Genomic DNA, 18,625 nt, shown 5'->3' with positions numbered 1-18,625 from the left:
CGGCCTGTGGATACGGATTAAACTCAGGCCTTCAGTCCTGAACTAGGTCAATCACGCCTTTCCTGAGCGTTTTGACGCTTCATCGGGAAATTGTCTCGATCAGCACACTTCCCCCTCACCCTTCGGCCTCACCCCTCACGCAGCTCGAACCAGACCCGCTTGTCGACCGGCTCGGCCCCACCGATCCATGTCACGCCCCAGCGGTGGGCCAGGCCTTCGAGGAGGAGTAACCCTCTACCGCCCTCGGCGTCGGGCACAGCTGCACGGGCCCGGGTGTCAACGGCCATGTAGTTCTCCCCAGAGGCGGCCAGTAGTTCTCCCCACTGACGGCCAGTAGAAGTTCCCCAACGGCGGCCAGATATCTCCCCGCCCTCGGAGGGTGTGGGTCAGCTGAAGGGCTTCACTCCCTTTCCGGTGGTGGCCTCGGTGAACCTGAACGAGTCACCCTGAGTGACTGTGACGTGGGCATGGTGGAGTAGGCGGTCGACGGTCGCGGTGGCCAGGGTCTTGGGCATGATCTCGTCGAATCCAGACGGGTGGAGGTTGCTCGAAACCGCGATCGAGCGACGCTCATATGCGGCATCCACCAGTCGATAGAAGCCCTCGGCGGCATCCTCGGAGACGGGCAGCAGGCCGATGTCGTCGACGATGATCAGGTCTGAGCGGACGATCTTCGCGAGGGCCCGGGCGATGGAGTCGTCCGCGCGGTGCCGGCGGACCAGCATCCCCAGGTCCTCGATGGTGAACCAGGCGACGGTCAGGCCGGCTTCGACCGCGGTCTGCCCGAGAGCCTCGGTGAAGTGCGACTTTCCCGTTCCCGAGGGCCCGCAAATGCAGAAGTTCTCGCGGCGTCCGACCCATTCCAGGCTTCTCAGGGCGTCCTGAGTGGGCCTGGGTATGGAGGACTTGGACTCGTGCCAGTCGCCGAAGGTCTTGCCGGTGGGGAACCCGGCCCGCTTGCGGCGGGTGTGGAGATTGGCGCGGTCGCGACCGGCGGCTTCCTCGGCGAGAAGGACGCGGACGACCTCGGCGGGATCCCAGCGTTGCGCCTTCGCGGTGGGGATGATGTCGGTCAACGACCTGCGAATGTGCGGGAGTTTCAGCCGCTTGGTGAGCTCGATGGCCTCGGCGAGCGGGTCGCCGTTCGTGCCGAGAACGGTGCGGATCGGGGTGGCCATCAGAGGTGGTCGCTTTCGTCGTACTCGGCAAGATCAGGGGTGCTCGGTGCGGGGGCGCCGAGGGCGGACCAGGCGGAGGTGCCGGGCTGCAGCGAGTGGGTTTCGCTGCGGCGGACCGGCTCGGCCAGGCCGTGAACAGCCTGGTAGTCGAGGATCGAGAGAAGGTCCTTGTCCGCGAAGCGGGCAGTGACCGCGGCCGTGCCGAGGGCGCGGTCAACGTCCGCTATCGAGTAGAGCTTTGAGAGTGCGACGGCCTCGGCCATCTTCGCCTTGATCCGGCGAACCCCGGTCGCCCCGGCCTCGATGAGCCAGCTGGCAGCACCCGGGCCGAGCTGGAGGAACGCGGTCTCCTCGGCGGAGGTGGCCTTCGGGGTGCGGTCGCCTTCCTTGTCTTCGCGCGGCGGATAGTGGGCGTCGTCCAGGACCGGCGAGCCCGCTTGGCCGCGCGGATGCCGGGCAACCTCGCGGGCCGAGCCGTGCTCGTCGACGGCGGTGACGATCAGTTCGTCGCCGTGGAAGCGGGCCCAAACTCGGCTGTCGATCAGGTCGTGCGGGACCGAGTAGCGGACCGCTTCGACCGAGATTGTCGACTCCCAGGTGACTCGGCGGGTGGTGCCGAAGGTGGCGGTGAACGGCCGCCTGGGCAGCGGGTGAAGCCGCTGACGTTCCTCCGCGAGACGGTCGATGGGCTTGCTCCGAGTCGCGCGATGAGTGCGGGAATTGACCTCCTCGCAGAACGCTCGGCAGGCTGCTTCGAGCTCGCCGAAGGTCTTGTATTGCTCGCGCAGGTTCACGTCCTTCGGGACCAGATCGGCCTTCGCGATCTTCACCGTGGACTCGCTGCCGCCCTTGGTTTCCGGGTCCGCCGGCAGACACGTTCTGATCGTCGTGCCGTAGTGCCGGGCGACCTCGACAATCTCGGGATTGCGGACCGCGATCCCGGCAACGTGATCGGTGGTGACCGTCTTCTCGTTGTCCGTCAGAACGTAGGCCGGAACCCCGCCGAGCCTGCGGAAAGTGGCGTCCAGAGCCGCGGTGACCGTCGGCAGCGTCTTGTCCCAGATCGGAATGACCACCCGAAAACGGGACCAGGCCAGCCATGCGCAGAACAGCGTGGTCTTGCGGCCCTTGATCACCGGGCCGTCGCCGAAGTCATACTGAAGCCAGAGCCCCGGCTCGGTCACCCACGGCCGGTAGATCCGCCGCCGACCGGCCCTGAACTGGGCTTTCGCCTCGGCGACCGTGCGACGGGTGGTGCGTTCCCCGCCCGCGAAACCCATCGCGGTGATCCGCTTATGGACCACATCCGCACGGACCTTGCCCTGCGAACGGACCACCAGTTCCTCGATCTTCGGCAGATAGTCGTCGATCGCTCGCGTCCGGTGGCGGTGCTGGGCGGGGTTCTGCCCGGCGGCCCGCATCTTCACATAACGGGCCACCGTGTGGTGGTCGCACCCCGCCAACTCGGCCGCGGCGCGGTAACTCCCCGTGAGGTCGTAAGCCTCAAGGATTTCCATGATCTCCCTGCTGTTCTTCACCCGCTCGAGCGTCGCCGAGCAGGACCTGTCGGGGCGAGCGGGGAGAGAACTGGCCGTACGCGGGGAATCCCGTGGCCATCAGTGGGGCCTTAAATGGCCGCCTATGGGGACCTTTTCATGGCCGCCGTCACCCGGGGCTGGCCCCTGACGTCGGCGTCCGGGACCGCGATGAGTGTGCTCTCGGCCGCAATGTTCACTTCGAGATGGATGGCCAGGGCCGTTGTGTGTGGAGATTGACGTTCGTGACGACCTCAGAGGCCAAGAGCCGTGCTACTTCGACGAGTTCGGGATGTCCGGTCGCGTTCAGCAAGGCGGCAACCGTGTCACGGCATGCCTTCGGGCTGGTGCGGGAGTTACTGCTGGATTCCTCAAAGGCGGTGCTCGAAACGGCGTCGGAGGGTGCGTGTGGGTGGGGCTGGTCGGCCCCAGATCCAGGGTTTGGCAACGGGCGTTGAGCTGGGCGGTTGCCACGGTGGTGACCTCGGCGATGTCGTCAGGACCGCAGAAGGAGCGTCCGGCCAGCGCGGCCTTGCGGAAGATACGCCACCAGCCTTCCTGCAGGTTCAGCCAGCAGGCCCCGACCGGGATGAACGCGTGGAAGATCCTCGGATGGTCCTCGAGCCACTCGCGGGTGGACTTGCTGTCGTGGGAGGACAGGTTGTCGGTCACGATCCAGGTCGGCCCGGCCGGGTTGGCGTCCTCGATCTTCTGGAGGAACTGCTGGTAGTTGACGCTGTTGCGGGAGGAAGCGGTCGTGGTGATCTCGATGCCATCGCGCACCCGCAGCCCTCCGTAGACCCAGGTCTTCTCCGGGCCCCGGCTGTAGTCGAGCTCCGCCTTGATCCGGTGCCCGTCCGGTGACCAGCCGGGCGCGGGCGCAAAGGCGCGCGGGATGACCGGCCCCAGCTCGTCTGCGCATGTCACCGTGACGTCCGGCGGCGGCTCGGTGTAGGGGCCGACGATCCTCGTCCTTTTGGGGCGAACTCCGCATCGCGACTGCTGGTCCAGGTGCGGGTGCGGCGCCAGCGCACCCCCTCGGCCAGTAGTGTCGGCGAACCTGGGACCGCCCCACCTGGATGCCCTCGGCCCGGGCGATGGACACCAGGTGTCGGCGTCCAGGGTCCACTCCTCCGGCCCGGTCACATCGGCTGCCCACAACTCGTTGGACGGCTGGATCTCCAGTCGTCCGGGCGGGGTCAGCTTGACCAGCGCGATGATGCGGGAGCGTTCGTCCTCGGTGATCCGGCGTTCGCCTCCGCAGCCGGGCCGGTCGCCGAGTCCGTCCAGGCCCTGAGCGTTGAACCGGTTCAGCCACTTGCGGACCGTCTTGTGATGGCAGCCCAGCCGCACCGCGATCACCGGCACGCGCAGGCCATCCCAGCTCAACGCGATGATCCTCGCCCGCAGGATCCAATCGGCCGGCGCATGCCTCGCCCCAGCCAGCCTGCGGACCTTGCTCTCCTCCGCCACGTCCGAAGCCGGACGGGCCAACAACAACTTCGGCACAGCAACTCGCCCCCGAGCAGCCCGAATCAGCACCCCGCGCAACTACGCCTACCCCGCCAAAGAGGAATCCAGCACTACCTCGCCTTGGACCGCCACCGGACTTCTCTCGTTCTGACCCGGGTCCCGCCTCCGCGAGATCCGGGCGGCTTCGATCTCTGACAGATCAGTGGCTCCGATTGGCGGCACGCTGGGTGATCCGCCGCCGGGCGAACGAAGGCCGCCTGTGACGATGAGCAAGCCGACACTCCGCCGCCGTAGCTGATGGGGCATCAAAATCCGCTTGGCGGGTGATAGTTGGTTAAGCCTTCACCAAGCGCGACATATTTTCAGATCATGCGCGCCCTGCGAAATGAGTGACCACGGGGCGCTAATCACGATCTGAAAGGGCGCAATGTCCTCCACGACCGACGGGCCGACGCAAGAGCAGCAGAACCAACAAGGCGGAGCTCCGACGCACGCCCAGGTCCTGTCGGGAGGCGGGCGCCCGCGCCCGTGGAAGCCTAATCAGCTCCTCACCCCCGAGCGGCAGCGCCGCCGCACGCTCGCCGTTCGTGGCGCCCTCGCCGCCGGCGCGCTGAGTGTGGGCACGCTGGGCTGGTCGGTCGGCGAAGCGCTGACCTATCCCGGGGATGACAGCGTTGCGGCCCGGTTGGCGGGGTGGGCTCGTGAGCACCAGCTCGGTGTCGTGGTCGACGAGCTGGAGAACATGAAGTACGACCTCGACCCGCCCAAGGTCGGCGGATCCCTCTCCGGCGAGGCCCTGGCCCGGATGGGGGCCACCTCCTCCCCCGTGCCCGCGAAGAAGACGGACGTGACGCTGCGTGCGCCGATGCGGCCGCTGGTCACGCCGAAGCTGCACGGTGAAGGCGTGTGGCGGGTGCTCGCCACAGCCAAGGGCCGCCCCATCGTGCAGGGCACCTACGTGCGCCCGGACGCCGAGCACACCTCCTACCAGGCCGCGATCGCCTGGATGAGCGGCAAGCACACCCGATACCAGCTGCACCCCGGACTGCGTGAGCCGGGCGAGGAGTTCAAGACTGCGCCCACCATCGTCAAGACCAAGCGCACCCACCTGGTGGCCACCTGGAACGGCGGCTTCAAAATCACCGACGGAGGGTCCAACGGCGGCTTCCACCTCGACGGGAAGACCGTAGGCGACTTGCGCAAGGGCGCTGCCTCGGAGGTCTTCTACAAGGACGGCTCCTTCGACGTCGGCGTGTGGGGCAGGGACGCCAGGATGACCAAGGACGTGGTCGGGGTGCGTCAATGTCTGGAGCTCATGGTCGACAAAGGCAAGGTCGTCGAGGACATCGACGACGACTCCAAGTGGGGCGCCACCGACCAGAGCCGCATGTTCGTCGAACGCTCCGGCGTCGGCGTCACCGCCCAGGGCGACACCATCATGGTCGTCGGACAGGCCCTCTCGGCCCGCACCCTCGCCGAGCTCATGCAGCGCGCCGGAGCGGTGCGCGCCATGCCCCTCGACATGAACCGCGCCTGGCCCTCCTTCATGAGCTACAACGCCAAGCCCAACCCGAAGAACCCCAAGCCCACCAACATCCTCGACTTCGAGAACCCACCCACCCGCTACTACCACCAGGCCACCCGCGACTTCGTCGCCGTCTACGCCCGCTGAGAGGACCGCACACCGGCCTCCGGACACAGCCCCTCAGATAGAGCCGCCGGGGTGTGTCAGTGCCCCGGACACACCCGACGCGCCTTTCTGACCGTCCGTCATTGCCGAGCGCCGGTCTGGGTGGGCCGTATGGCCGCCACGGTCAGGCCTTCGAATTCGATCAAGATGCGGGCGTCTCGTCGCGGCCCGCGCTCTTCTCGGCGCCTGCTTCCACAACTGCGCACGCCCGGACGCGGCGACCGGTGAGGCGGCCAGCACCGCTACGCGGAGGAACTCGGCGACCTAGCCGTCGCCTACCTCCTCACACCGGACCGCCGGGACACCGCACGCACCTGAGAGAGTCCGTTCGCCACCGAGGAACTCCAAGGCCATGATCAATGCATAGTTATCACGCGGCATTGACGTGCAAATAGCAGCGGGTGTCGGCGTACTCGCCGAAGTGGCTCTGGCTAGATTTTCGTAGCCGGAGATCATCTCTGGGCGAGGGTCGCCCGGTCCGCATAGCGGGAACCACCTGACTGTGCCCTGTTGAACTGACGTCTCTGTTACCGCACTTAGCGAATGTGCTGGTGGTCTCAGTCGATTCTTCTGGCCCTGTACTGGTGGTCCTGGCCCGGACGAGGGCAGGTGCTCCGGCGGAATGTACGGGGTGCGGGACTTGGAGTGAGTGGTTCCACAGCCGCTACGAACGGCGCCTTGCTGATGCAGCTGTTGGTAGCCGCCAGGTCCGGATCGACCTGAGCGTGCGCCGTCTGTACTGCGAGAACCCAGCCTGCCCTAAAACGACCTTTGCCGAGCAGGTGCCGGGACTGACCGTCCGCTACCAGCGGCGCACGCCGCTACTGCAGCAGGTGGTCGAGGCAGTTGGGGTCCTGCTGGCGGGCCGTGGCGGGGCCCGGATGCTGCAGGTCATCCACGTCGCGCTCTCCCGGTGCACCGTGCTCGCCCAGCTGATGAGGGTGCCGCTGCCGCCGCTGGTCACGCCGCGGGTGCTCGGCGTGGACGACTTCGCGCTCTACGGCGACTCCTTCGGCACCCTCCTGGTCGATGCGACCACCCGTCTCCCGCTCACCCTCTGGGAAGGGCGGGACGCCGAACAACTCGGCCGATGGCTGCGCGAGCATCCCGGCGTCGAGGTCGCCTGCCGCGACGGCTCGCTCACCTATCGGCAGGGAATCACCTCCGGTGCTCCTCATGCTCTGCAGGTCAGCGACCGATTTCATCTCTGGCAGGGGCTGTCCCGGCAGGTCCAGAAGATCGCATCCGCCCACCACGGCTGTCTCTCCTCCGCAGTTGTGGAGCCGAAGCCGGCACCTGCTGAGGTGCCACCCGAACCTGCAGCAGACACTCCCGCCGACCGGCATGCCCAGCGGCTGTTCGAGGCCGTGCACGCACTCACCGACACAGGCCGCTCCTTCAGCAGCATGTCCCGCGAACTCGGCCTGGACCGAAAGACGGTACGCAAATACGCCCGAGCCAACACCTGGCAGGAAGTCGTGCGTCGGCCTCCCCGACGCACGACCGCCCTGGACCCGTACCTCGACTATCTGCAACAACGCTGGGACGAGGGCGAGCACAGCGCGACGATCCTCCACCAGGAACTCCTGACCAAGGGCTACTTGGGGCACTACCAGAGGGTCACAATGGCCGTCGCGCCCCTGCGCCTCGGCCTGCCGCTGGACGAGCCACGCGAACGGCCGCCCTCCCCGCGCGAAGCAACCCGCTGGATCATTACCGCCCCCGACCGACACACCCCGCACACCGCCCAGCGTCTGCACCGGCTCCTCAACCACTGCCCCGAACTCCAAGTCGCCCACCACCTGGTCCGCCAGTTCGCGGCCATGCTCGATACGCGCGACGCGGCCCTGTTGCCAGACTGGCTCGACCAGCTCACCGCCAGCGGAATTCCGCCCCTCGCGAGCATGGCGAAAGCCCTGCGCGAGGACCAGCACGCGGTCATCCAGGGGATCGCCACCCGCTACAACTCTGGCGTCAATGAAGGCCGCATCACCGACGTCAAACTCCAGAAACGCCTCATGGCGGGACGGGCCGGCGTCCCCCTCCTCCGTCACCGCGTCGTACTGATCGCCCACCTACGCCGCCGCTATGCGGACCGGGCGACCCTCGCCCAGAGATGATCTCCGGCTACGAAAATCTAGCCAGAGCCACTTCAACGAGTACGCCGACAGCGGGTCAGGGCGGGTGCGGGCAGGACCGGCGTCGCCACCACCCAAGGGTTCTTCGACCACGCCCCTCGCAGCGCCGTCTGGACCACCGCGGCGGAACAGCCGGGGACGACCCACCGCGGCCGCTCTGGCACCGTGTGCTGGAGCGCCCCCACAGCGACACGCCCGCAGAAGCCCGGGCAGCCGCGGGGGTGGTCGCGTCCGTCATAGCCTGATCGCGTACGCGCGGCGGCCAAGGCCACGGGGTCACGGGTGACGACAAAGGCAAAGCAACCTGCGGGGACCTCCCGCCGTACGGGCAGGCGCGGGTCAGCGGTGCCCCGCAGCCCGGCTCGAGGAGTCCATGGCAGACGAACGCCCTATGGATACAGACGACTGCGCCCGGGCCCTCATCCACACTTGTGAGGTCAAGGTCATAGTCGGCGAGGGCAAGGTGCTGGGTGAGCTGCTGCGGGGTGTCCACGCCGACTACTTCTCAGAGGATCCACCTCCGCTTCCCTTGGGTAAATTCGTGGATGACAGGGCCGTGAGCCTGGAGATTGCCCGCGCCCGGATGGGTCTGGAGGGGCTTAGACGGGGATCCTCCGAAGTACTGGTGACGGCGGTCCCGCAGCCTCTTCGCGATAGTGCCCCCGGGAGTGGTGTAGCCGGTACCGCGCATACTCGGAGCGGAATCGGACATCATGCCGGACGTGGAAGCCTGGGAAGACCCCGCCGAGCTACGCATCCAGCTGGATGTGGCACTGGAGGAGAACGCAGCACTGCGGGAGGAGAACCAGCGCCTGCGCGCCCTGCTGGGACCGGCCGCTCACGCGGTCCCCTGCTGGGACGATCCGTCCCGCGCGCTGCAGCTGCAGACGGCAGCGCATCCGGACACTGAGGTGGTGCCGGTGTCACCGTCCGGCCTGCCCCGCGCGGACGCACGCTCAACCGTGGAGGCGAAACTCGCCCTGTTCAAGGCTCTGTTCACGGGCCGCGCCGACGTGCACGCCCGCCGCTGGGTGTCCAGATCCGGCAACACCGGTTGGAGTCCGGCGGAGACCAAACGCCCCTGGCAACGACGTGCCGGGGAAGAGCGCGGGTTGCTGCCGCTGACCGACCGTGTCCTCATCGAGCACCTCAGCCGCCCCGAATCTGGCTCGGAAGACGTGCATATCGGGCTGTACCCGCTGCTCACTGACGACACCTGCCGGATTCTGGCCTGCGACTTCGACGACCAGGACTGGCGCGGCGACGCAGCCGCCTACCATCACGCCTGCCGAGCAGCCGGAGTCCCGGCGTACGCGGAGATCTCCCGGTCCGGCGAGGGCGCCCACGTATGGACGTTCTTCACCGAACCCGTCCCCGCCGGTCTCGCCCGGCAGTTGGGCGCCGCACTGCTGCGCGACGCCATCACGGCCCGCGAGCGGATGTCCCTGGCCAGCTTCGACCGATTCTTCCCCGCCCAGGACCTGCTGCCGACCAAGTCCTCCGGCAACGGCAGCTTCGGCAACCTGATCGCCCTGCCCCTCAACGGCACCTGCCGCGAGCGCGGCACCACCCTCTTCTGCGACCCGGCGACCTGGACGCCTTACTCCGACCAATTCGCTCACCTCTCCCAGATCCAGCGGCTGAGCAGAGGCGAGGTCGAGGCGCTGGTGGACACGCTGCAGCCGGTCGAGGTCGGCCCGCAGGCCACCCTCGAAGCGATGCCGCCGAAACCGCGACGTACCGCTCTCGGCAAGGCACCCGAGGAAGTCGAGGCTCGGCTGAGTGCCATGCTGGCCATCGCCACTCAGGGCCTGCCCGCCCCGCTCCTGGCGGCACTCAAGCACCTGGCGAGCCTGCACAACCCGGATTTCTACAAGAAGCAGAAGATGCGCTACTCGACGTTCGGAACACCCCGGTTCGTGATGTGCTTCGACGCGAGCGACCCCGACTGGCTGCGCATCCCCAGAGGACTGGCCGATCGAGCAGCCAACCTCATCACCGCGGCTGGCGGCACCCTGCGCGTCGACGACGCGCTGCCCACGCACGCGGCGATCAGTGCACGGTTCACCGGCGAGCTCACCCCGGTACAGGCCAAAGCCGTCGGCGTGATGACCGAGCACACCACCGGAGTTCTCGTGGCCCCGCCCGGACCGGCAAGACCGTGATGGCGTGCGCGCTCATCGCCCAGACCTCGCAACCGGCCGCGATCATCGTGAACAAGGCCGAGCTCCTCGCCCAGTGGCGCGAGCGCCTGGCCACTTTCCTCGACCTGGGCGAGCAGGAGGTCGGCTCGCTGGGCGGCGGCAAGGACCGCCGCGGCGCCGTGGTCGACCTGGTGATGTTGCAGTCCCTCGCCCACCGCGACGCCCCCGACCAACTGCTGGACGGATACGGCCTGGTGATCGTGGACGAGTGTCACGCGATCGGGGCGCCGGCCGCCGTGGCAGCGGTGAACAAGGCCGCCGTGCGACGCTGGGTGGGCCTGTCCGCCACGCCCTACCGCGCGGACCAGATGGACGCGCTCATCACCATGCATTGCGGCCCTATCCGCTACGAGATCGACGACCAAACCACCTTCACCAAGCACCTGATCGCCCATCCCACCGCCTTCACCACCGACGAGACCGGCGACGACGGCGTCTCTTTTCAGGCCCTGTACGGAGAACTTGCCGCCGACGAGGACCGAAACGCCCAGATCGCCGCGGACATCGCGGACGCCGTCCGCCGCGGCCGGCACAGCCTCGCCCTCAGCAACCGCATCGAACACCTCCACCGCCTCACCGACGCGCTCCACCGCCACGGCATCCACCCGATGCTCCTGCACGGACAGCTCGGCCAGGCCGAGCGCGCCGCAGTCCGTACCGCGCTCGACGCCGAAGACACCGGCCCGATTGTGCTCCTGGCCATCGACAAGGTTGCCGGCGAAGGCTTCGATGCGGCCCGCCTCGACTGCCTTTTCCTGACCAGCCCGTTCCGCTTCAAGGGTAAAAGCATCCAGCAAGTCGGCCGTGTTATGCGCGAATTGGAAACAGGGAAGACCGACGTCGAGGTCCACGACTACGTCGACGTGGACGTGTCTCGTCTGGAGAGCATGCATCATCATCGACGCCGCGTTCTGGCCCGCCGCGGCTTCACCATCCGCACCGCCACTGGGTCCTCCGCTGCCCAGGGACCGACCCCGACACCGCGCGACGGCCTCGTCCCCATCCAGAAGCCGCATCCGGGGAATCCGACCGTAGCTGAAGTCCGCTCGTGGGCCCGCGGCAACGGCCACACCGTCCCTGACCGAGGGCGCCTCCGTGCTGACATCTGGACCGCCTGGCACGCAGCCCACCCCACATGACACACCCAGAACGAACGTCACAGAACTAGCGGTGGTTTGTTAGACCGGGCGGTAGAGGTCAAGAGGTCTGCCGGTGGCGACGATGTCGAGCGGGGCCTGGAGCTCGGCGGGCGGGGGCCTGGTCGTCCAGGCTCGCCAGTAGCGTTGCAGCGTGGCCCAGGGCGTCAGCCAGCCACGGACGGCGCGGATGGCCTGGGGCCAACAGGCCGCCTGGGGCCGGTGGGGTGGCTGTGTGCCCCCTCTCTGGAGCGGGAGCCGACTCCGGTTCGCCGGCGGGTGGGTCGGGGGTGAACCAGGTGTTCCAGCAGAAGCTGAACGCGCAGTTGACCAGGGTCTGGTGGCGGCGGATGGCGATGTCGGAGCGGACCTGGAAGTCGGCCCAGCCGAGTTCGTCCTTGACCTGTTTGTAGCTCTGCTCGACCCAGTGCCGCAGCCCGTAGATCCGCACCACCTCGGTGAGATCGGCGGCCGCATGTGGGCTGTGGGCCTCACGGGGCGAGCCGGGCCTAGGCAGGTTGGTGGCCAAGTACCAGGTGGACGTCTCGGGCAGGGTGGCCGGGTCGGTGGTGGCCACCACCAGCCGGACCACGCCATTGGGTCCCCACCAGGTGGAGGTGCGTCCGTCGCGGAAGGCGCGGGTGATCGGCTGCCAGTCGCCGGGCTGGTGGGGGCTGTGCCAGGCCAGTTCACGGGCGGCGTCCACCGGCCGGAAGGCGTCCTTGTACTGCCAGGTGCCGTGGCCGCGTTTGAGGGCCATGACGAACGGCAGGTGAGCGTCCCCCAGCTCGGCGCGGAAACTATTGTGGTCGCCGTAGGCGCAGTCGGCGACGACCGCCCGGAACACCACGCCCGCCGTCTTCGCCGCGCGGGCCAGGGCGGCTCCGATCTGCAGCTTGGTACGGAAGGCCGGATCGTTCTTCCCGCCGGGGAAGTGGTGGGCGGGGGTGTAGGGCACCGCGTGCAGCGGGTAGTAGAGGCGCTCATCCGCCCAGCACGTGGTGACCGTGACCACGCCGCGGTCGATCTTCCCGACCGAGCCGAGGTACTGCTTGCCCACGTGCGCGGTCGCCTTCCCGTCCTTGCGGTCGCCCGAATCGTCGATCACCAGCACCCCGCCCGGATGCGGAGCGGTCGCCGGGCCAGCCAGCAGCAGCTGAAGCCGGCGGGCGTTGACCGCGTCCTGGTCCCAGGTCGACTCGGACAGGAAGAACTGCAGCCGCTGCACTGCCGCGTGCTGGGCTCCGATCACGGGTTCCGTACCGGCCAGGCAGGTCAGCGTCTTGTTCCGGTCCCGCGGCAGATGCAGCCCGGCCAGATACTCCCGAAAGCCCCGCCGCTGGGCCAAGGTTTCGAAGAGATCATCGAAACTCGCGGCGTACGCTTCCAGTGGACCCGGCGCAGGCGGACATGGCAGTCGCTTGGTCATCTCAAGCTCCACGGAGGCGAGTTGAAGCACTCACCTCCGGCGTACTGCCACCACGTCCCGCCGTCAACAAACCACCGCTAGCGCCATTCCCAGCGGATGCCGAAGATACCCGGCGGGTGGTCGGTGACGAGCATGTGAGCCGGCCGGCCGCGCTGGCAGATCAGCGGCATTGACGTGTTATCGGGCGCGCCGAGCCGGGGTGCGGCGAAGCTGAAGCACCGCACGGGAACGGCCTGCGGGTGGAACCGGACCCGGAGCAGATACTCCCGGGCCGGGTTACGGAACGCCCGGTAGTAGTAGTCCGGCGGCTCGCCGGTGGCCGGAAACTCGAACCGGTACTCAAGCAGGAACACGTCGCCGCGATCGAGCCGACAGTCCAGTAGCAGTTCGGCGACGGCGATCCCGGCCGCCGGGTCGGTGTGGCGCCGGCCGATTCGACAACTGTCGGCAGCAGCGATCTCGGGCACTGGCCCGTCCTCGGCGTGGAAGAATGCCACGCAGGCGTCGACTCCGTCGACCAGCGTGGTAACCACCTGGTGCACCTCGATCACCTGGTACCGGCCGGTGCCGTCGATGGTGGCCCGCTCGTGCACGCTGACCGCCCGGTACCGGTGCTCGTCGGCGTCGCGGACCTCGGCGAGGATGCCGTCCAACCGAGCGTGGTCGTCGAACAGCGCGTCGTAGCGCACCGAGCCCGGCACGTGCCCGAGCCAGCGGCCCCGGGGCCGACGCGGGCCGAGCAACCGGAGCAGCGAGTCGGCCGGCAGTTCCAGGAGCTGCTCCAGACCGCGCAGGGCCCGCAGCGAATCTGGTCGCTCGGGTCGGCTGCGCCCGGTCTGCCAGTTGCTCAAGCTCGAACCACTGATCCGCAGCCGGGCGGCGACCCGCTCCAGGCTCAGCCCGCTGTCGCGCAGCGCACACTGGACAGCCAGCTCGAACGGCCCGTCGCGCAGGATCCGGGCCAGCTCGGCGCTGCTTCGCGCCTGATCCTCGGCCATCCGCACCCCGTACGTTCCGCCACAGTTTTGCCACCCCTGCCACAGATTTGCCCGACGGCGTCCCGGCGCCGTTCCGCACTCCCGGGCCTGCCGCTTAGTGTCCACCACCCCATACGCACCCGTCGATAGGAAGCGGCATGTCCCGTCGCATCTTGCCCATCGTGCTCGCCGTCGTGCTCGGCCTGGGCTTGGCCACCCCGGCGCTGGCAAGCCCACAGACCGGCCTCGCCCCGTTGTACGCGACGGGAGCCGACGAGGTTCCCGGCCGCTACATCGTGGTCCTCAAACCAGGGACCGCGCTGGCCAGCCCGACCGCCACGGCCCGCGCCGCCGGCGGCAGAGTCCGCAAGGAATTCAACGCCGCGCTGCACGCGTTCAGCGCGGACCTGCCCGCCGCCGCCCTGGACAAGGTTCGCCGCGACCCGGCGGTGGCCTACGTGCAGGCCAACCGGATCCACCACCAGGAGGTACAGGCCGGCGGGACCCAGCCGGGCGCACCCTGGCACCTTGACCGGATCGACCAGCGCCAGCTCCCTCTGAGCGGCAGCTACACCTACCCGGACGACGCGGCCGGCGTCAACGTCTACGTACTCGATTCCGGGGTGCGGGCCACGCACACCGAGTTCGAGGGTGGCCGGGCCACCGGGGTATACACGTCGATCAACGACGGCAACGGCACCAACGACTGCGCCAACCACGGCACGTTCGTGTCCAGCCATATCGCCGGCAAGACCTACGGCGCGGCGAAGAAGGCCACCATCAAGGCCGTCCGCATCCTCCACTGCGACAACACCTCGTCCGCCGAGGAGGCTGTCGAGGGGATGAACTGGACGGCGGCCAACGCCGTGCTGCCGGCCGTGGCGAACATGAGCTACCAAAGCGACAACGGCATCACCGACCGGGTCCTGGACGACGCAGCCAAGGGCATGATCGACAAGGGCATCCTGCTGGTGCTGATAGCCGGCAACTTCAACAAGGGCGACTGCAACAACTCGCCGAAGGACCCACGGGCGATCATCATGGCCGCCTCGACGAAAACCGACGCCCGCAACACCGGCGCGAACGCGTCCAGCTACGGCTCATGCGTGACCGCGTTCGCGCCCGGCGCCGATGTGACCGGGGCCGGCAAGGACAGCGACACCGCGGCCCTGACCGGCTGGTACGGCACCTCGTTCGCGGCACCGCTCGCCTCCGCGACGGTGGCGCTCGCGGTCCAGAAGAACCCGGCGCTGACCATGGCCCAGGCCAAAGACCTCATCATCGCGAACTCCACCAAGGACGTACTGACCAACATCGGCACCGGCTCACCGAACCGGCTGCTGTTCGTCGGCTCCGGCTCCACACCGCCCGAGAGCTGCACCGGCCAGAAACTGCTCAACCCGGGCTTCGAGTCCGGCCCTGTGACGTGGACGACGACCCCCTCCGTGATCGACAACGGCACCAAGCAGCCGGCCCGCACCGGCTCCTACAAAGCCTGGCTGGACGGCTACGGCAGCACCCACACCGACACACTGTCGCAACCGGTGGCCATCCCGGCGGGCTGCAAGGCCACACTGAGCTTCTATCTGCACATCGACACCGCCGAGACCGGCACCAAGGCCTACGACAAGCTCACCGTGCAGGTCGGCTCGACGACCGTGGCGACCTACAGCAACCTGAATGCCGCCGCCGGATACACCCTGCGAAGCTTTGACGTGTCGTCCTTCGCCGGTCAGACCGTGACGGTCAAGTTCACCGGGTCGGAGGACTCATCACTGAAGTCGTCATTCGTCATCGACGACACCGCACTGACCCTCGGCTGACCGCGAACGGCCGCCGCCCCCGATGGAGACAGCGGCCGTTTCGACGGGACTAGGTCGTTTCTGATGGCTCTTGCTGGGTGGGTGGATCAGCGTTGGGGCTGGGCATGCGTGTCGTATGGTGCGACGCCATGAATTGACTGATGCGCAGTGGCGAGTGGTTGAGCCGTTGCTGCCGGTGAACGGCAGCCCTGGTGGGCAGTGGGCGAATCACCGCAGGGTGGTCAACGGAGTGCTGTACCGGGCCCGCACTGGGGTGCCGTGGCCCGATCTGCCCGAGCGATACGGGCCCTGGCAGACCGTGTATGAGCGGCATCGCCGCTGGTCGGCGGACGGAACCTGGCAGCGGATCCTGGCCGAGCTGCAGATCGAGGCCGATGCGTCCGACCCGGATGGGGCGCTGGCCCGCTCCGCGCAGAAGGGCGCTGAGTGGGCGGTGAACATCGACTCCACCTCGTGCCGGGCGCATCAGCATGCGGCGGGGGCCCGGCATCAGCCGCCGCGTGACTTCCCGCAAAAGGGGGCGGAGCGCGTGTGGAGGCAGATGGGCGTGAGGCGTTGGGGCGCTCGCGGGGCGGACTGACCTGCAAGGTCCATCTGCTGGCCGACGACCGGGCCCGCCCGCTGGTCTGGCAGACCTCGCCCGGCCAGCGGGGCGACAACCCCATGCTCGTCCCCGTGCTGGAGAGCCTGCGCATCAGGCGGAGCGGGCCGGGCCGCCCCCGCATCCGCCCAGACCGCCTGCGCGGTGACAAGGCGTACTCCAGCCGCGACACCCGCGCCTACCTGCGGCGTCGGCACATCAAGGCGACCATCGCCCAGCCCCGTGACCAGCGCGAGCGTCGCCGCCGGCAAGGCCGGGCGGGCGGCCGTCCCCCAGCCTTCGACAAGGACCAGTACCGCCACCGCAGCGCCGTCGAGCGATGCGTGAGCAAGTGGAAGCAGTTCCGTGCGGTCGCCAGCAGGTACGACAAACGCGACTACATCTTCAACGGCACCCTGACCGTCGCCGCCATCGCCATCTGGCTACACGACACCGTCCAAGAGCCATCAGAAACGGCCTAGTGCCGCATCAAGCAAGCGGACGCAGTTCCTGGAGATCTGCCGCTACCTGCGCACCCTCTACCCACCCGAGGTGCGGATCGCGATCGTGGCCGACAACTTCTCCCCGCACCTGACCACGAAGAGATGTCAGCGGGTCGGCACCTGTGCGACGAACAACGTCGAGATGGCCTACACCCCAACCAACAGCTCCTGGCTGAACCGCATCGAGGCCCAGTTCACGGCCCTGCGCTACGTCACTCTCGATGGCACGGACCACGCCGACCACAAGGAGCAGGGCAGCATGATCCGCCGCTACATCATCTAATGGCGAAACCACCATGCCGACGACCGGCGCCTACGCGCCGTCGTCGACAGGGCAAACGTTGCTTGATGCGGCACTAGATCATTCCCCGTAGAGGGTGGGCAGGTCGACGAGGAGGATGTCGTCACGGCGGTCGGCCAGGTCGATCAGGTCGGGGTAGAAGCCGTGCAGGGAGTACAGCGCCAGCGTGGCGCTGCCGGTGTCGTAGCCCTGGTCTGCGAGCAAGTCACGGATCCGCTCCAGTCGTTCGAGGTCCCCGGTTCCCCGGCGGGCGGCAGTCGCCTTGGCCTCCCCGATGAGCGCGATCTTCGCCCGAGGAGCCTGCGGGCGCTCGCCGGCGGCCAGCGCGATGACGTCGACCTCGTGCTTCGTACGGGCGGCCTGGTCGGCGACCTCGGTGGTGCCGACCGGGCCGGTCAGCCCGCCGGGCAGCAGGGTGTGGGCGTAGCGGCGGGTGAAGGTGCGGGCCAGGTCCTCGAAGTGCGGGCCGAGGATCTTGGAGTTGAAGGTCGGGGCGGCCTGCTGCCACACCTGCTCGGCGAAGCCCTGCTCCACAGCGGCGGCCTGGGGCAGGGTGATGAGCTGGTTGAAGCGGATGACGGGGTCGGCAAGCGTGATGACGGGATGGCGGGAGCGCAGGATGTCCTGCTCCCGTTGGATGTAGCCGGTGGATTCCAGCACCCCTAGGGGATGGGCGACAGCATTACGCGGCCGCTCCAGTGCCGCACCGATCTTGCTGGGGGTCGTGGCGCCCTGGGCGATCGCGGTGAGGATGTCGTAGTACAGCGTGTGCTGCGTGATCCGCGGGTCCTCGCGCAGCAGGTACTCGGTCTCGGTCCGCGAGTACACCGCGCGGCCCGGGTCGAGGAGCGTGTGGGCGAGCCAGGCGTCGAAGCCGTCGTCGGGGTGCGGACGGGCGGCCACCGGCCGGTAGCCCGGGGCACCGCCGAGCACCGCATGCACCTTCAGCGCGGTCAGCGGATCGATGATCTGCCAAAAGGCCCGGCTGTCGCGGTAGTCGAAAGCGCCGAGGCGCAGATCGACCACTGCCCGGCCCCGTAGCGGCTTCGCGCCCGACAACAGCTCGTGCATGACACTCATCGCGGAACCGCACAGCACCAACCGCGGCCCCGGGCCCGCACCGGCCCTCACGCCGCGCTGCCGCTCGTCGTACAACTGCTGGAGCAGCCCCGGGATCTCCGGCGAGTGCTGCAGCAGATACGGCAGCTCATCGATCACCAGCAGCGGGTGCGGCGAGCGGGCCGTCACATCAAGAGCGTTGGACAGCACATCACGCCAGTCCGTCAGACGCAGACTCCCCTGCCTCAAGCCGGCATGGGCGGCGACCGCATCACTGAACCTCTGGATCGCCGGCAGCCGCCCCTCTTCCCGGACGGCCGTGACATACAGGCCACCGACCTGCTCGGACAGCGCCTGCAGGAGATACGACTTCCCGTGCCGCCGACGCCCCGACACAATCCCCAGCCGCATCGCCGGATCCGGATCGGCGAGAAACTCCGCGAGCAGTACCCACTCCCGGTCCCGGTCAACTACATCCCCAGGCTTGGCCAGCAGACGATGCTCCATCACGCCTCCCACATACCAACTGCGACTGATTCCGTCTAAGTCTACTTCGACGAAATCAGTCGCACCAAGATTACCCCTGACTGCCACCGCAG

13 protein-coding genes and 1 pseudogene are annotated in these 18,625 nt (G+C 68.2%); 7 read left to right on the top strand and 7 right to left on the bottom strand.

All coding sequences use genetic code 11. The features are described from left to right. Positions 1 to 128 precede the first annotated feature (128 nt). The 4 genes from OG430_RS41810 to OG430_RS41795 form a co-directional block, all read right to left on the bottom strand. Positions 129 to 287 (bottom strand): hypothetical protein, encoded by a 159-nt coding sequence (locus tag OG430_RS41810; protein ID WP_327357899.1) that lies wholly within the window; start codon positions 285 to 287, stop codon positions 129 to 131. A 99-nt stretch (positions 288 to 386) separates the two neighbouring features. Further along, the gene (istB, locus tag OG430_RS41805) at positions 387 to 1,178 is read right to left on the bottom strand and encodes an IS21-like element helper ATPase IstB (RefSeq protein ID WP_327350378.1); all 792 of its coding nucleotides are present in this window, start codon (positions 1,176 to 1,178) and stop codon (positions 387 to 389) included. After that, positions 1,178 to 2,716, bottom strand: a complete 1,539-nt coding sequence (istA, locus tag OG430_RS41800; RefSeq protein WP_327357898.1) for an IS21 family transposase — start codon at positions 2,714 to 2,716, stop codon at positions 1,178 to 1,180. The genes istB and istA overlap by 1 nt, the downstream gene beginning before the upstream one ends. A gap of 303 nt (positions 2,717 to 3,019) precedes the next feature. Continuing rightward, positions 3,020 to 4,102, bottom strand: coding sequence for a transposase (locus OG430_RS41795; protein ID WP_327357897.1), 1,083 nt, complete (start codon positions 4,100 to 4,102; stop codon positions 3,020 to 3,022). A gap of 511 nt (positions 4,103 to 4,613) precedes the next feature. On the opposite strand from OG430_RS41795, the gene OG430_RS41790 reads away from it, so the two are divergent. From OG430_RS41790 to OG430_RS41775, 4 genes are all read left to right on the top strand, one after another. Further along, positions 4,614 to 5,858 (top strand): phosphodiester glycosidase family protein, encoded by a 1,245-nt coding sequence (locus OG430_RS41790; RefSeq protein WP_327357896.1) that lies wholly within the window; start codon positions 4,614 to 4,616, stop codon positions 5,856 to 5,858. A 563-nt stretch (positions 5,859 to 6,421) separates the two neighbouring features. Next, the gene (locus OG430_RS41785; RefSeq protein ID WP_327357895.1) at positions 6,422 to 7,996 is read left to right on the top strand and encodes an ISL3 family transposase; all 1,575 of its coding nucleotides are present in this window, start codon (positions 6,422 to 6,424) and stop codon (positions 7,994 to 7,996) included. 740 nt (positions 7,997 to 8,736) lie between these two features. Beyond that, positions 8,737 to 10,179, top strand: a complete 1,443-nt coding sequence (locus OG430_RS41780) for a TOTE conflict system archaeo-eukaryotic primase domain-containing protein (protein WP_327357894.1) — start codon at positions 8,737 to 8,739, stop codon at positions 10,177 to 10,179. Next, positions 10,179 to 11,357 carry a DEAD/DEAH box helicase family protein gene (locus OG430_RS41775; protein ID WP_327357893.1) on the top strand — a complete coding sequence of 393 codons (1,179 nt, stop codon included), beginning with the start codon at positions 10,179 to 10,181 and terminating at the stop codon, positions 11,355 to 11,357. The genes OG430_RS41780 and OG430_RS41775 overlap by 1 nt, the downstream gene beginning before the upstream one ends. Before the next feature lie 58 nt (positions 11,358 to 11,415). Here OG430_RS41775 and OG430_RS41770 read toward each other — a convergent pair whose 3' ends face one another. Together OG430_RS41770 and OG430_RS41765 are read right to left on the bottom strand one after the other, a co-directional pair. Continuing rightward, a complete protein-coding gene (locus OG430_RS41770) occupies positions 11,416 to 12,783 on the bottom strand; it encodes an IS701 family transposase (protein ID WP_442816649.1) in 1,368 nt (455 codons plus the stop codon). Positions 12,784 to 12,860: 77 nt separating this feature from the next. Further along, on the bottom strand, positions 12,861 to 13,781 hold the full coding sequence (locus tag OG430_RS41765) for a helix-turn-helix domain-containing protein (RefSeq protein ID WP_327357891.1): 921 nt from the start codon (positions 13,779 to 13,781) through the stop codon (positions 12,861 to 12,863). 137 nt (positions 13,782 to 13,918) lie between these two features. Between OG430_RS41765 and OG430_RS41760 the strand changes: the two genes are divergently transcribed. The 3 genes and pseudogenes from OG430_RS41760 to OG430_RS41750 form a co-directional block, all read left to right on the top strand. After that, entirely contained in the window at positions 13,919 to 15,583 is a 1,665-nt protein-coding gene (locus OG430_RS41760; protein WP_327357890.1) for a S8 family serine peptidase, read from the top strand. A gap of 115 nt (positions 15,584 to 15,698) precedes the next feature. Beyond that, a protein-coding gene (locus tag OG430_RS41755; RefSeq protein ID WP_442816646.1) for an IS5 family transposase occupies positions 15,699 to 16,645 on the top strand; the annotation gives its coding sequence in 2 pieces (ribosomal slippage) (positions 15,699 to 16,085 and positions 16,088 to 16,645; 945 coding nt in all). Positions 16,646 to 16,658: 13 nt separating this feature from the next. Continuing rightward, a pseudogene (locus tag OG430_RS41750) lies at positions 16,659 to 17,015 on the top strand (IS630 family transposase); the annotation flags it as partial. Positions 17,016 to 17,027: 12 nt separating this feature from the next. Here the strand turns inward: OG430_RS41750 and OG430_RS41745 are convergent. Continuing rightward, positions 17,028 to 18,533, bottom strand: coding sequence for an AAA family ATPase (locus OG430_RS41745; RefSeq protein WP_327357889.1), 1,506 nt, complete (start codon positions 18,531 to 18,533; stop codon positions 17,028 to 17,030). Positions 18,534 to 18,625: the final 92 nt, after the last annotated feature.

This window comes from Streptomyces sp. NBC_01304 (genome assembly GCF_035975855.1).
Classification (GTDB): domain Bacteria; phylum Actinomycetota; class Actinomycetes; order Streptomycetales; family Streptomycetaceae; genus Streptomyces.
The sequence above is the reverse complement of the archived record's forward strand: the minus strand, read 5'-3'. Positions and strand labels throughout refer to the sequence as shown.

Coding starts and splice junctions, on each gene's coding strand:
- OG430_RS41810 (WP_327357899.1), bottom strand. CDS start 287: ATGGCCGTTGACACCCGGGCCCGTGCAGCTGTGCCCGACGCCGAGGGC.
- istB (WP_327350378.1), bottom strand. CDS start 1,178: ATGGCCACCCCGATCCGCACCGTTCTCGGCACGAACGGCGACCCGCTC.
- OG430_RS41790 (WP_327357896.1), top strand. CDS start 4,614: ATGTCCTCCACGACCGACGGGCCGACGCAAGAGCAGCAGAACCAACAA.
- OG430_RS41775 (WP_327357893.1), top strand. CDS start 10,179: ATGGCGTGCGCGCTCATCGCCCAGACCTCGCAACCGGCCGCGATCATC.
- OG430_RS41770 (WP_442816649.1), bottom strand. CDS start 12,783: ATGACCAAGCGACTGCCATGTCCGCCTGCGCCGGGTCCACTGGAAGCG.
- OG430_RS41765 (WP_327357891.1), bottom strand. CDS start 13,781: ATGGCCGAGGATCAGGCGCGAAGCAGCGCCGAGCTGGCCCGGATCCTG.
- OG430_RS41760 (WP_327357890.1), top strand. CDS start 13,919: ATGTCCCGTCGCATCTTGCCCATCGTGCTCGCCGTCGTGCTCGGCCTG.
- OG430_RS41745 (WP_327357889.1), bottom strand. CDS start 18,533: ATGGAGCATCGTCTGCTGGCCAAGCCTGGGGATGTAGTTGACCGGGAC.